Raw genomic sequence first — 13791 nt, forward strand, 5'->3', positions numbered from 1 at the left:
GGCTGTGATCTACTGGCCATCTTGGTCGCCCGATATGACGGAGAAGTCGACATTCTCCCAATCGCCGGTCCCGGGCCAGAAAAAAGTGAAGAGCAGCGTGCTTCCCTCGGGGAGGCTTGCCGCAGGCAGATCGGCAAGATGGATGCCGAAGGCGTTCTCCACCGTATGACTGTCGTGGGCGGTCGCCCAGTTGTCGGTGCTCCAGTGGACTGTAGCCGGGTCCAACAATTCGACGCGCAACGTCTTGCCCTCCGGCATGGTGCGGATCTTGTTGTTGAACCGCCAGGTTCTGAACGGCGACACGGTCTTGTCCTCGATGTAGCGCTTGACGCCTTGCGGCGGCATGTCGAAGACCGCGCCGTCGCGCAGCGAGCGCAGCAGCTTGATATGCTCCGAATGCGCCCAGACCAGCGGCATGGCGCTGCCCGAGGGGCGGCCATGCAGCAATTCGCGTTCCGGCATGTCAGCGCCGTCCCAGACCTGCTCCGGCAACAGGCCGCCCGGTCCGGCCGAGCCTTCCAGTGCTGCCAGCAGGCTGATCGCCTCGTCCTTGCGCCCTGCCGCCAGCTCGTAGTGAGCCCGTTCGCCGGCCAGCAGCGGCCAGGGGCGACCCTGGCCGGTGCCATCGAACGGCGCGCCGTCTTCGTGCTCGCCATAGCCGTCCCTGGTGTAGCGGTACCAGAGCGGCCCTTGCGGCAGATCGCAGCGCAATTGCGCGTCGATGACCTTGACCGTGTCTGTCATGCGCGGATCGTCAGCCGCCCGCAGACCGAAGCGGACAAGTGCCAGTGCATCCGGGCTGACGATTTCCTCGGGCGGCCGGTCGGTGTCGCCGGGCGGCCGGTTCTTGATCGGGACATAGCCGTCCTTCGGCGAACCCGCTTCGGCGCTGTCGGGTGGTGCTATGCGGACATAGTAGCCTTCGACGCCGACTTGACTGCAGATCGCCGTGCCGGTGACGTAGGTCCAGCGCTCGACCTGGTCGTTCCAGACGTCTGATGTCTCGCGCAGATAGGTCGCGGCGTCTGTCTTGCCGCAGGCGTCGAGCAGGTCTGCCGCGGCAAGCAGTGCGGCGATTTCGACGGCGAGCGTGAACGGGCTGTAGCCGGCATCCTCTTCCCAGCGGTCCTCGCCGGTGACGGGTCCGTTGCGCACGACATAGCCGGCGGCGCGCTCGATCATCGGCAGGAAGGTCATGAGCCTGGCGCGCGGCAAATGGCCGGCGCGGCGCAAAGCGTCGGCCAGCAGCAGCGGAAAGGCGCATTCGTCCATCTGGATGCCGGGCCAATAGGCCGATCCGTCGAGCCAGGCGTTCTGCGGCCAATGGCCGTCCGGCTGCTGGATGGAGCTGAGGTAATCGAGGATTTGCAGGGCCAAGGCGGCATCGCCGGCAGCAAGAAAGCCGCCCGCCGTCTCGACCAGATCGCGCGGCCAGACCAGATGGTAGCCGCCGAGGTCGTCGTCACCCCTGTTGAAGCCCCACGGGATCGACAGGCTGGCGACCGCGGCGCCTGGCGTCGCGATCGACCGGTGCGTCGCCAGTACTGCCGTCGAGACGCGATAGAAGTTGATCCCGGGCACCGCGTGCCGGTCGTCCAGCGGCAGCAAGCCCTTTTGCCAATTGCGCCAGTTCTGAAGATAGGATTTCGCCGCGGGTTCAAAACCCTGCTTCAGGCTGGCGAAAGCATGTTCCGCGGCCTCGTCCGATGTCGCGCCGAACCCAAGCGCCAGCAAGGCCTTGGTCTCTGTGGCGGAAAAGCCGATCTCGCCCGTCAGCGCGACATTGCCGTCCTCGGCCCGCTGGTATGCAGCGTCGAGCTCACCGGTGTCGTGGAGTTGCTGCCAACCGTCGGAAAAACCGACATAACCGGCCGAGCCGGTGCGCCAGGGCTGCGACGAGGCCAGCGCCAGGCAAGAGCCGCGCCCCGAGGCGAACAGCACGGGCTTTCCCTCGTGCTCGCCGACCCAGGCGGTGTTGCCCATGCCGGCATTGACCAGATGCGGCGCCAGAAGCGCGTAGACGCGGTAGCCACCGGGCACCCCTTTCAGCGCCGTGAAGGTGATTTCCTGCAGCAGAGCCGGGCGCGCCGGGTCGGCGAGGATGCGCTTTTCGATCCGCCAGGCGCCGTCGCTCGCCGTGTTGACCAGCCTGTAGGCGGGCACGCCGTCCTCGAACGGTTCGATCGTATGCACGGCATCGCGTTTCTCTTCCGAAAAATAGCCGCCGGGACCGGTGACGATCAAGCCGAGGTCGCGGGTGCAGGCGCTGTCGACGCGCGGATAGTAGACTTCGTTGAGGATGCCGTGGCTGATCGTAAACCAGATCCGGCCGGCCGGCGAAAGCGACGTTCCGACGCCACTCTTGGCGCTTGATGTCCAGCGCGCCGGGATCCCCGGGGCGCCCGGAGCAACGTTTTGCGTCACTGGCATTCTGTTTCGGTCTCCTGGCCTCCTCCCTAGACCAGGACGCGAACCCTTTACAATCATTGCACCGCAAGTTGATCGGCCGGTCCAACGGCAGGGCAACGAACTCGGGCTGACGGGTTTCTTCGGAGCCTTCGCCCGCCATTGGCTGACGGAGCATCAAGCGAACAACCCGCCTGTGCGGCGGGTCACTGGCGCAAATCAGCACCATGGACAAAAATGTACCATAGCTGAGGTCACCGAGTCAAGAAAAAATTCCTATAGTCAACGGCGCCGTCGTTGACAGCGGCGGCGGCATGCGTCCACTATTTCGCGGCACGGGAGGATCGTGAAAGCAATGGCGGAAGTGTCCCTGGTCCTGATCGACCGGCTGCTGGCGATATCGCGGGCGCTTGCCGGCCATATCGATCCCGGCACGGCGTTCCGCGCGACCGCCATCGAGATCGGCACGCTCATCCCGCACGATCACATGGATCTGGCGGTGCTGTCGCATGACGGCCGCCGGCACGCCTGTTACGAAGCCGGCTTCCACACCAGCTGGAGCGAGCTTGCCCAGCATCCGCTGCCGACCGAAGTCAGCCCGATCCGCTCGGTGCTGTGGGGCGAAGTCCCCTATCTGCTCGCCGACGATGCGTTGAGCGACGAGCGGTTCCATTTCGCCACCGCCATCGATGGTCCGATCTTCGCCGCCAGGCTGCGCAGCCGCATCGTCGTGCCGCTCAGGGCGCGCGGCGGCATCATCGGCGCGCTCAACATCAGCCGGCACGAGGTCGACTGCTACACGCTTGCCGATGTCGCGGTCGCCCAGCAATGCGCGGACCTGATCGCGCCCTACATCTTCGCGCTGATCCAGACCGAGGAGGCGCGCCGCGCCATGTTGGCCGAGAGCGAGGCGCGCAACCGGGTCGAGCTGCTGCGCGTCGGCGCCTCGCAATTGACCGAAGGCATGGAGCGCGAACGGCGGCGCATGGCCATGGACCTGCACGACCAGACGCTTGCCGATCTCGCCCGCATCGCCCGCCAGCTTTCGGCCCTTCGCGGCCAGGGCGTGGCGCGGGCAGCGCAGCTTGCCGATCTCGAGCAGGAGGTCGCCGGCTGCCTGACGGAACTGCGCCACATCGTCGACGACATGCGGCCGAGCGTGCTCGAATTGTTCGGCCTGCGCGACGCGGTCGAGGCGCATCTCAACCGCAGCGTCGCCAGGGCCAAGCCGCCGATCGCCGTGCGCATCGCCGACACCAGCGACGGGGGCGCCGACAGCCTGGCCGAGCCAGTGCGGACCGCGCTCTACCGGATCGTGCAGGAAGCGATCAACAATGCCGTTCGCCATGCCGCGCCGCACCGCATCGACGTGCTGCTGGCGTCGACCGCGAGCGTGCTGCGGGTGATCGTGACGGATGACGGCCAGGGCTGCGGCACTGTCGACCCGGCCGCGTATGGCGGCATCGGCCATATGCACACGCGGGCAGCCCTTATCGGGGCGCGGCTGCGCATCGGCCAGGCTGGCCGCAAGAACGGCGGCACCCGTGTCGTCGTCGAGATCGACCGCCAGCCGTCGCGAGAATTGGCGGCGGCTGCAGCGGTGCCTGGCGAGTTCGCCGTATCGGAGGCCATGTGATGCTTGTGATGATCGCCGAGAATGACGGGCTGCACCGTAGCTTCGCGCGGCGAACGGTGGAGCAGCTGTGGCCCGGCGACGTCGAGGTGATCGAAGCGAGCGACGGCGAGGACGCCATCAACCTGGCGGCCGAACGCGAGCCACTGCATGTCGTGCTCGATTTGCAGATGCCCAAGGCGACGGGAATCGAAGTTGCCAAGGCGATCTGGAACCGTCGCGCCGGCACGCACATCCTGTTCTGGTCGAATTTCGCCGACGAAGCCTATGTGCGCGGCGTGGCGCGCATCGTGCCGCCCGGTTCGGTCTACGGCTATGTGCTCAAATCGGCGACGGAGGAGGGCATGCGGTCCGCGCTGCGCGGGGTTTTCCGCGAAGGCCACTGCATCATCGACCGCGAAATCCGCGGCATCCAGCACCGCGTGCAGGACAAGTTCGAGGGCATCACCGACGGCGAATATGAGAGCCTGATCGACATCGCGCTCGGCCTGACCGACCGGGCGATCGCGGCGCGGCGCGGCCTGTCGATCCGTGGTGCGCAGAGCCGCATCAAGCACTGCTACGACAAGCTCGGCATCGTGCCGGCGGAGGACGGCGCCGGCGATGCTTCCGTGTTCAACTCGCGGACACGGGCGATCTATCTCGCCATGGCGCGTGGCCTGATCAACATCGACGCACTGCGCCGCGAACAGGACCGGCTCGATGCCTGGCTGGCGGAGCACTGAAACAGCGGCGGCCACGCCCCGGAACTTCGGAAGGTCAGGCGCATTGCTAGTGAACGCCAACTCAATGCCTGCGGACCCCAAGTGCGACCCTCAATCACAGATTCATGGCATCTGGTGCGTGAAAGCATAGTCGGCTTCATCAACGACAATGCGCTTAGCCATGGTGCTGCGATGGCTTTCTATGCCACCACCTCGCTGGCGCCGATCTTGCTGATCGTGGTTGCGATTGCTGGTCTCGTCTTCGGCCACGATGCCGCACAATTGGCCTTGTCCGCGCAGATATCAGGGCTCATGGGGCCGGAAAGCGCCGATCTCCTGAAGACTGCGCTGGAAAGTGCATCCGACAGCCTGTACGGCACCTGGGCCGCGATCATAGGGCTGGTCACCTTGCTGGTGGCCGCGTCTGGTGTCTTCGGCGAAATGCAGCAGTCGTTGAACACAATCTGGAAGATCGAACCGCAAGGCAATTCCCTGTCGCGTCTGGTGCGGGCACGGGCCGCCAGCCTGGGGTTGGTGGCCGCACTCGGTTTCCTGTTGCTGGTCTCTCTCATCGCAAGCGCCGCGATTTCGGCACTGGGGGATTTCATCAACGCCTATCTGCCGTTCGGAACGATCATACTCAGCGGAATCAATGGCGTCGTTTCGTTTGCACTTATCTCCGTGATGTTTGCCGCCATCTACAAGGTTTTACCCGATCGAACCCTGGAATGGCGCGATGTGGCAATTGGCGCTGTCGGGACCGCGGCCCTGTTCACATTGGGAAAATCGCTTATCGGCTGGTATATCGGCACCAGCGCGGTTGCGTCTTCGTATGGCGCCGCTGGCGGCCTGCTCGTCATACTGCTCTGGGTTTACTACTCGTCGGAAATTTTCCTCCTCGGCGCCGAGTTCACGCGCGCCTATTCCGTTCGGCACGGCAGCCGGTCCGACCTGGGCACCTTGGTTGACAGCCCTTTACCCGCGCAGCACGACTGAGCTCGAGCACGGCAGGAGTCCAACTCTGCCGGCGTGGTCGTGCTCGTGGCGGTGGCGTGCGCGAGCGCAACCTTGACCGCGCTTTTGCGGAGTGGTCGCCGGCCCTGATCTGACGTCATCGCTATCCTGTGCTCTATAGGCACGGCCGACTGTGCAAACGCACAGTCGGCCGTGCGCTTTGACCCGTATCGGCTCGTCGGTACCGCGCCTACGCTCTGCCCCAACAAGAAGACTATAACGGGAAGCGCTCATGCCATTCGTCACCATGCGGAGTAGCACGGCTGTTCGCGCCGGGAGCCGATGATGTCGGTGTCGGCGCGTGCGCGCCATTCCGGCTTCGACGATGTCGTCGGCGATGCGACCATTGAGACCCTGGCGAGCGGCTTCGGCTTCCTCGAAGGGCCGGTCTGGCACCCCTACGAAAAATGGCTGGTCTTTTCCGACATTCCGGAAAGCCGGATCTATCGCCGCAATGCCGAGGGTGAGATCGAGCTGTTCCGCGCGCCGAGCCACAAGGCCAATGGCAACACGCTGGACCGCCAGGGGCGGCTGGTCACCTGCGAGCACGCAACAAGCCGCGTGACCCGCGCCGAGCCCAACGGCAGCGCGACGGTGCTTGCCACGCACCATCAGGGCAAGCAGCTCAACAGCCCGAACGACATCGTCGTTGCCACCGGCGGATCGATCTACTTCACCGATCCGAGCTATGGCCGGAGGGAATTCTATGGCGTGCCACGGCCACAGGACCTGCCGTTCCAGGGCGTCTACCGCATCGATGGCGATGGCGCCCGGCTGACATTGCTGGCTGACGATTTCGGGCAGCCGAACGGGCTTTGCTTTTCGCTGGACGAGTCGCGGCTGTTCATCAACGACACCGAACGCGGGCATATCAGGGTGTTCGGCGTCGAAGCCAATGGCGACCTCGATGGCGGCGCGGTGTGGGCAGTGACCGAGGGCGAGGGGCCGGGAGCGCCCGACGGCATGAAGATCGACAGCCGCGGCAATCTTTACTGCACCGGACCCGGCGGCATCCACATTTTCGACGCGTCGGGCGCCATTCTTGGCGTCATCCGGACACCTGAAGATTGCGCGAATTTTACCTTCGGCGACGACGATCTGCAAAGCCTCTACATCACCGCGTCGACGACGCTGTACCGGCTCAGGGTGCGCGTGCCGGGATTGAGACTGTTTTGAGCTCGCGACAATCCGTGCTCAAATCAGATTGGGAGTGAGGCCGGGGTCAAAGCCGGTGGGAATGCAGCAGTCAACACATCTGGGAGGATAACGACATGAAGAAACTGTTCGTTCTGGGCGCTCTGGCGGCAATGCTCGCCTCGGGCACGGCGCTGGCCGACACCAGTGGCAAGAAGATCGCTTTTTCCAACAATTATGCAGGCAATTCCTGGCGGCAGGCGATGCTCGACAGCTATGGCATCGTCACCAAGAAGGCGGTCGCCGACAAGATCGTCGGCGCGGCCGACATCTTCACCACCGCCGACAAGGAGGTGCCGACGCAAGCGGCGCAGGTGCAGAACCTGATCCTGCAGGGCTATGACGCGATCGTCATCAACGCGGCCTCGCCGGATGCGCTCAACGGCGCCATCAAACAGGCCTGCGATGCCGGCATCGTCGTCGTCTCCTTCGACGGCACGGTGACCGAGCCTTGCGCCTATCGCGTCGTCGTCGACTTCAAGGACATGGGCAAGCAGGAAATCGAGCAGATGGCCAAGTTCCAGCCCAAGGGCGGCAATCTGCTTGAAATCCGTGGCCTTGCCGGCACCTCGATCGACGATGCCATCCATGCCGGCATCCTCGAAGGCGTCGCCGCCCATCCCGAGTTCAAGATCGTCGGTTCGGTGACCGGCGACTGGGACCAGACGACGGCGCAGAAGGCGGTGGCGACCATCCTGCCGTCGCTGCCCGACATCGTAGGCGTCGTCGACCAGGGCGGTGACGGTTACGGCGCGGCCCAGGCCTTCGCCGCCGCCGGCAAGCCGCGCCCGACCATCATCATGGGCAACCGCCAGGACGAGCTGCAGTGGTGGAAGGAGCAGAAGGACAAAGACGGCTACCAGACCTGGTCGGCTTCGATCGCGCCCGGCGTGTCGTCGCTCGCCTTCTGGGTGGCGCAGCAGGTGCTCGACGGCCGCACCGACATTCCGCACGATCTGCTGGTGCCGTATCTGGCCTTCACACAGGACGATTTCGAGGCCGAGCTGCCGAAGATCCCCAAGGGCGGCGTCGCCAGCCACGAATACACGCAGGAAGACGCGATCGCGGCCATCAAAGCCAACATCAAGTGAGCCTTGAACAAGCGTTGCCCTCCGGATCATCGGGCGGATATCGTTGAGCATGCCTGAAGGGACCGCTGACATCATCAGACTGAACGGCGCCGAAAAGCATTTCGGCGCCGTTCGCGCACTGGGTGGCGTGGATTTCCATGTCGGCCCCGGCGAGTGCGTTGGTCTCGTCGGCCACAATGGCGCCGGCAAATCGACGCTGATGCACATGGTGGCGGGCACGCTGGTGCCCGACAGCGGCAAGATCGGCGTGCATGGCGACACCGAGGACAATTACTCGGTGTCGCGCGCGCAGCAACTCGGCATACGCTGCGTCTTCCAGGAACTGTCGCTGTGCCCCAATCTCAGCGTCGCCGAGAACACGCGCATCAACCACGCTTCGCTGCGCGGGCTCAGTTGGCGGCGCAAGGCGGCCGAGCTGATCGCTGCCAAGCTCGACGAGATCTTTCCGGGCCACAGCAGTTCGGCGTCCGATATTGTCGGCGACCTGTCGATCGGTCGGCGCCAGATGGTGGAAGTGGCGCGCGCCTTCACCGTCACCCAGGATCGTCTCGACCTCGTCATCCTCGACGAGCCGACATCGTCGCTCGATGCGCATACGGCGGGCCAATTGCTGGCCTTCGTCCGCCGCTTCGTCGCCGGTGGCAAAAGCTGCATCCTGATCTCGCATGTGCTGGGCGAGGTGCTGCGCAATGCCGATCGCATCGTGGTGATGCGCGACGGCAAGGTGGTTGTCGCTGACGCGGCAGATGCCTTCGACCGCGACCGGCTGGTGACGGCGATGGGCGGAGCGGAAGCGCGCCAGAAGATCGCGGCGCAAATCGCTGCCGCCAAGCCCACCGCCAGTCCGTTGCGGGTCCGGGCGCGGCCCGCCGCGCAGAAGGACGGCACCGACCTCGTCGCCTGTGCCGGTGAAATCATCGGCCTTGCCGGGTTGGCTGGCCACGGCCAGACCGACCTGCTGCTGGCGATCTTCACGGCTGCATCGCGCGCCCGGGCCGGTATCGAGGTGACCGCACCGGTGGCGCTGGTCGCCGGCGACCGCCAGTCGGACGGCATCTTTCCGCAATGGTCGATCGCTGAGAACATCGGCATCCGCTCGCTGGCGCGGCTGCGCAGCGGGCTGCTGATCTCGCCGCAGCGCGAGGCCGAACTCGCTGCATTCTGGCAGAAGAAGATCGGCATCCGCACGCCCGATATGAACAACAACATTTTCTCGCTGTCGGGCGGCAACCAGCAGAAGGCGCTGTTTGCGCGCGCGCTCGGCTCGGATGCACAGATCGTGCTGATGGACGACCCGATGCGCGGCGTCGACATCGGCACAAAGCTGGAGGTCTACGACCTCGTGCGCGAAGAGGCTGCCCGAGGCCGCACCTTCCTCTGGTACACCACGGAAACCGAAGAGCTCGACAATTGCGATCACATCTATGTCTTCAAGAACGGCCGCATCGTCGCCAATCTGCGCCGCGACGAGTTGACCGAAGAGAAGATCATCCAGTCCTCATTCGGCGATGCGGCCTGAGATGACGGCCGCCAGCCTCGACACCGCCGCCAGGACGTCCGCCGAGCGAGGCGCACTGGCCCGTGCCCGTCTGTTGCGCGGGCTGCTGCCGGCGCTGTCGCTGGCGCTGGTGCTGCTCGCCATCGCCTGGCTCAACCCGCGCGCCATCAGCTATTTCGGCTTCAGCCTGATGCTCAATTTGGCGATCCCGATCGCGCTGGCGACCATCGCGCAGATGTTCGTTATCGCCGGAAACGAGCTCGACCTGTCGATAGGCACCTTCGTCGGCTTCGTCGGCTGCGTCACGGCGACCTGGCTGAAGGACGCGCCGCTCATCGGTGCCGTCATCCTGCTCGGATCGATCGGTGTCTATGCACTGCTCGGCGCGCTGATCCATCTGCGCAATCTGCCGTCCATCGTGGTGACGCTCGGCATGAGTTTCGTCTGGCAGGGGCTTGCCATTCTCGTCTTGCCCAAACCGGGCGGCAAGGCGCCGGACTGGCTGCTCGGGCTGATGGCGTTCAAGCCGCCCTTCATTCCGTTCCCGATCATCGCCGCGCTGCTGATCGGCCTCATCGTTCATTTCGGCCTGATGCGCACTTCCTATGGCGTGATCCTGCGCGGCTCCGGCGGCAATCCGGCGGCACTCGGCCGCGCCGGCTGGTCGCTGCTCAAGACCAAGATCGTGCTGTTTGCGCTGGCCGGTCTGTTCGGCGTGCTGTCCGGAATGGCGCTGATCGGCATCACCACCTCGGCCGACGCCAATATCGGCAACGGCTACACGCTGCTGGCCATCGCCGGCGTCATCCTCGGCGGCGGCGAATTCGTCGGCGGCCGGGTGTCGCCGATAGGTGCTGTGATCGGCGCGCTGACGCTGGCGCTGGCGGCCTCGCCGCTGCTCACCTTCATGCACATTCCACCCGATTGGCAGGTTGCCGCCAACGGCGCCATCCTCATCATCGTGCTGGCGGCGCGGGTGCTGATCAGCCGCAAGGAGAGGTGAGCGATGACATCGGTGAAATCGCTGCTCGCCAAACCCTGGATCTGGTCGTTCATTGGCGCGCTTCTGGTGTGGCTGGCGACCATCGCCTTCACCGGCGGTTATGGCGCCGGCGGCATGGTCACCGCGGCCCTGTCGCTGGCGGTGTTCACGGTCATTGTCGGCGTCGGCCAGATGTTCGTCATCACGCTGGGACCGGGCAATGTCGACCTGTCGCTGCCGGCCAATATCGGCCTTGCCAGCGCCGTCGCGATGAAAGTGATGGACGGCAATGATTCCATGATCGCGGTCGGGCTGCTGGCGGCGCTTGCCTGCGGGGCGGCGATCGGCGCCGCCAACTACCTGCTGATCTGGGCGCTGCGCATCCCACCGATCATAGCCACTTTGTCGGCCAGCTTCATCATCCAGTCGATCGACATCAGCTACGGACGCGGCTTGCAGATCAAGCCGCCGCCGGGCTTCGCCGATTTCGCCAACCGGCAGATACTGGGCATTCCGGTGCTGGCGATCCTCACCGTGCTGTTCACCATCGGTGCGGCGGTCGCCCTGCAGCGCATGATCTATGGCCGCTCGGTGCTGGCGATCGGCCAGAATATCCGCGCCGCCTGGCTCGCCGGCGTCAATGTCGGCCGCATCCGTTTCCTCACCTACACGCTGTCTGGTGCGCTCGGCGGCATCGACGGCGCGCTGCTCGCCGGCTATTTCCGTGGCGCCAATGTCGATATCGGCAATGAGTATCTGCTGGCCTCGATCGCGGTCGTCGTCATCGGCGGCACGTCGGTCGCCGGCGGCAAGGCCAATGTGCCCGGGGTCTGGGGCGCGGCGCTGTTCCTGGTGCTGCTTTTGACCATGCTCAACACGTTTGGGGTGAGTGCCGGCGTAAGGCTGCTGCTGACGGGGCTGATCATTGTCGGGGTGATCACGGCGGCGGGCGGGCAGAAGGCGCCGCGGTAGGCTCCGCCTTCGTCGTCCCAGGCCTGTAATTATTGTGCCAGGCCGACATCCGGTTCCCTTCGACGTCATGGCGCTGTAAATCCCGTTCGCGCGGCCACGGCCGCTGAATAGCGCTGGGAGGTTTGCGTGTCCGATTTCGTGAAGGTCAGCCGTGACGGCGACGTCGCCGTCGTCACTATCGACAACCCGCCGGTCAACGCGCTGAGTTTTCATGTTCGCGAACCGCTGATGCAGGCGCTGGTTGAGTTGCGCGACGATGCTTCGGTTGCCGCCATCGTCATTGCATGCGCCGGCCGGACGTTTGTCGCTGGCGCCGACATCACCGAATTCGGCAAGCCGATGCAGCAGCCGGAGCTGCGCGCCATCGTGGCTGTGCTGGAGACCATCGCCAAGCCGACGGTGGCCGCCATCCACGGCACCGCGCTCGGCGGCGGGCTGGAGCTGGCGCTCGGCTGCCATTTCCGCGTCGCCGATGCCGGCGCCAAGCTCGGCCTGCCGGAGGTGAAGCTCGGCCTGCTGCCGGGGGGCGGCGGCACGGTGCGGCTGCCGCGCCTGGTCGGCGCGGTGAAGGCGCTCAGGATGATCGTCTCCGGTACGCCGATCGGTGCGACCGAGGCGCATGCCGCCGGTCTCGTCGATGCCGTCTTCGAAGGCGATCTGACGACGCATGCCGTGAACTTCGCCAGGGAAATTGCCCGCAAGGGTGGCCCCTTCACGCCAGTGCGCGATCGCAATGAGGGGCTCAAGGAGACCGACCTCGTGGCTTTAGACGCCGAGGCTGCGGACCTCGCTAGGAAGGCGCGCGGGCTCGAGGCGCCGATCGCCTGTGCGCTGTCGGTGCGCAATGCCGTCACGCTGCCCTTCGATGCGGCGCTGGCGGCGGAACGTGCGTTGTTCGTGAAACTGGTCGGCAGCGACCAGTCGCGGGCGCAGCGGCATTTGTTCTTCGCCGAACGTGAGGCGGCAAAGGTTTCGGGAAAAGACATCGTCAAGCGCAGGATTGCCCGCGTCGGCGTCATCGGCGCCGGCACGATGGGCGGCGGCATCGCCATGGCCTTCGCCAATGGCGGCTATCCCGTGACTTTGCTGGAAACCAGCCATGAGGCATTGCAGCGCGGCTTGGCGACGATCGACAGAAACTACTCGGTGTCCGTCACGCGCGGTTCGCTAAGCGAAGTCGCCAAGCGCGAGCGGCTCGCCCAGTTCAAGGGCTCCACCGATTATGCCGATCTCGCCGATTGCGACCTGATCGTAGAGGCGGTGTTCGAGGACATGGCGGTCAAGAAGGAGGTGTTCGGCAAGCTCGAAGCGGTGGCCAAACCGGGCGCGATCCTCGCCACCAACACCTCCTATCTCGACATCAACGAAATCGCCGCCTCGACCTCGCGGCCGCAGGACGTGCTCGGCCTGCATTTCTTCTCGCCGGCCAATGTCATGAAGCTCCTGGAGATCGTGCGCGCCGACAAGACCGCGCCCGATGCGCTGGCGACCGTCGTCGACCTGGCGCGGCGGATCGGCAAGGTGGCCGTTGTCGTCGGCGTCTGCCACGGCTTCGTCGGCAACCGCATGCTGGCCGCGCGCGGCTCGGAATCGGAAGCGCTTCTTCTGGAAGGCGCGACGCCCAGCCAGATCGACCAGGTCTTCACCGATTTCGGCTGGCCGATGGGGCCTTTCCAGATGGGCGATCTCGCCGGTCTCGACATCGGCTGGCGCAACCGCAAGGCGCGTGGCCTGTCGGCCGTGATCGCCGACACGCTGTGCGAACAGGGGCGTTTCGGCCAGAAGACCGGCAGAGGTTTCTACCTCTACGAGGCTGGCGCGCGCACACCGGTGCCGGATCCCGAGGTTGAAGCGCTGATCTGCGACAAGGCCGCGGAGAAGGGCATCGCGCCGCGCGCGATCAGTGCGGAGGAAATCATCGAGCGCACGCTTTACCCCCTGGTCAACGAGGGCGCCAAGATCCTTGAGGAAGGCATAGCGGCCCGTGCGTCCGACATCGATGTCGTCTGGGTCAATGGCTACGGCTTTCCCATCGGCAAGGGCGGGCCGATGTTCTGGGCTGGCCTCGAAGGCCCGGCCAAGATCATCGAGCGGCTCGAATACTGGCATCAACGGACAGGCAAGGACGTGTTCAAGCCGGCGCCGCTGCTGAAGCAGATGGCCGAGACCGGATCGTGGAACGGCGACGCGATAGCCTGATCAAACGTCATGGGCAAGCCACCCAATTGTCGAGGTCTGCGCTGCCCCTCATCGCCCTGCCGGGCGTTCGTTGTTCGAAAAGCCAAGCAGTTGGCTTT

At 65.3% G+C, this 13791-nt stretch carries 10 protein-coding genes; 9 read left to right on the forward strand and 1 reads right to left on the reverse strand.

All coding sequences use genetic code 11. The features are described from left to right. Positions 1 to 9 precede the first annotated feature (9 nt). Positions 10 to 2430 carry a glucan 1,4-alpha-glucosidase gene (locus EOB49_RS29400; protein WP_127383034.1) on the reverse strand — a complete coding sequence of 807 codons (2421 nt, stop codon included), beginning with the start codon at positions 2428 to 2430 and terminating at the stop codon, positions 10 to 12. 331 nt (positions 2431 to 2761) lie between these two features. On the opposite strand from EOB49_RS29400, the gene EOB49_RS29405 reads away from it, so the two are divergent. The 9 genes from EOB49_RS29405 (at position 2762) to EOB49_RS29445 (ending at position 13693) form a co-directional block, all read left to right on the forward strand. After that, positions 2762 to 4042 (forward strand): histidine kinase, encoded by a 1281-nt coding sequence (locus EOB49_RS29405; RefSeq protein ID WP_127383035.1) that lies wholly within the window; start codon positions 2762 to 2764, stop codon positions 4040 to 4042. Beyond that, positions 4042 to 4764, forward strand: a complete 723-nt coding sequence (locus EOB49_RS29410; RefSeq protein WP_127318792.1) for a response regulator transcription factor — start codon at positions 4042 to 4044, stop codon at positions 4762 to 4764. Before EOB49_RS29405 ends, EOB49_RS29410 begins: the two co-directional genes overlap by 1 nt. A 114-nt stretch (positions 4765 to 4878) precedes the next feature. Continuing rightward, entirely contained in the window at positions 4879 to 5739 is an 861-nt protein-coding gene (locus tag EOB49_RS29415) for a YihY/virulence factor BrkB family protein (RefSeq protein ID WP_281035277.1), read from the forward strand. 303 nt (positions 5740 to 6042) lie between these two features. Beyond that, entirely contained in the window at positions 6043 to 6933 is an 891-nt protein-coding gene (locus EOB49_RS29420) for an SMP-30/gluconolactonase/LRE family protein (RefSeq protein ID WP_127383036.1), read from the forward strand. 95 nt (positions 6934 to 7028) lie between these two features. Then, on the forward strand, positions 7029 to 8042 hold the full coding sequence (locus tag EOB49_RS29425) for an ABC transporter substrate-binding protein (protein ID WP_023811211.1): 1014 nt from the start codon (positions 7029 to 7031) through the stop codon (positions 8040 to 8042). A gap of 49 nt (positions 8043 to 8091) precedes the next feature. Next, a complete protein-coding gene (locus EOB49_RS29430) occupies positions 8092 to 9561 on the forward strand; it encodes a sugar ABC transporter ATP-binding protein (RefSeq protein ID WP_127383037.1) in 1470 nt (489 codons plus the stop codon). 1 nt (position 9562) lies between these two features. After that, the gene (locus tag EOB49_RS29435) at positions 9563 to 10543 is read left to right on the forward strand and encodes an ABC transporter permease (protein WP_164761591.1); all 981 of its coding nucleotides are present in this window, start codon (positions 9563 to 9565) and stop codon (positions 10541 to 10543) included. A gap of 3 nt (positions 10544 to 10546) precedes the next feature. After that, positions 10547 to 11494, forward strand: a complete 948-nt coding sequence (locus tag EOB49_RS29440) for an ABC transporter permease (RefSeq protein ID WP_127383038.1) — start codon at positions 10547 to 10549, stop codon at positions 11492 to 11494. Between the two features lie 126 nt (positions 11495 to 11620). Next, complete coding sequence (locus EOB49_RS29445) at positions 11621 to 13693, forward strand: 3-hydroxyacyl-CoA dehydrogenase NAD-binding domain-containing protein (protein WP_127383039.1); 2073 nt, start codon at positions 11621 to 11623, stop codon at positions 13691 to 13693. Positions 13694 to 13791: the final 98 nt, after the last annotated feature.

It is taken from the genome of Mesorhizobium sp. M7A.F.Ca.MR.148.00.0.0 (assembly GCF_003997735.1).
GTDB lineage: Bacteria > Pseudomonadota > Alphaproteobacteria > Rhizobiales > Rhizobiaceae > Mesorhizobium.

Bases quoted from the DNA above. Each gene is read 5' to 3' on its own strand.
- EOB49_RS29430 (WP_127383037.1), top strand. From the start codon at position 8,092: ATGCCTGAAGGGACCGCTGACATCATCAGACTGAACGGCGCCGAAAAG.
- EOB49_RS29440 (WP_127383038.1), top strand. From the start codon at position 10,547: ATGACATCGGTGAAATCGCTGCTCGCCAAACCCTGGATCTGGTCGTTC.
- EOB49_RS29420 (WP_127383036.1), top strand. From the start codon at position 6,043: ATGTCGGTGTCGGCGCGTGCGCGCCATTCCGGCTTCGACGATGTCGTC.
- EOB49_RS29410 (WP_127318792.1), top strand. From the start codon at position 4,042: ATGCTTGTGATGATCGCCGAGAATGACGGGCTGCACCGTAGCTTCGCG.
- EOB49_RS29435 (WP_164761591.1), top strand. From the start codon at position 9,563: ATGACGGCCGCCAGCCTCGACACCGCCGCCAGGACGTCCGCCGAGCGA.
- EOB49_RS29400 (WP_127383034.1), bottom strand. From the start codon at position 2,430: ATGCCAGTGACGCAAAACGTTGCTCCGGGCGCCCCGGGGATCCCGGCG.
- EOB49_RS29425 (WP_023811211.1), top strand. From the start codon at position 7,029: ATGAAGAAACTGTTCGTTCTGGGCGCTCTGGCGGCAATGCTCGCCTCG.
- EOB49_RS29405 (WP_127383035.1), top strand. From the start codon at position 2,762: ATGGCGGAAGTGTCCCTGGTCCTGATCGACCGGCTGCTGGCGATATCG.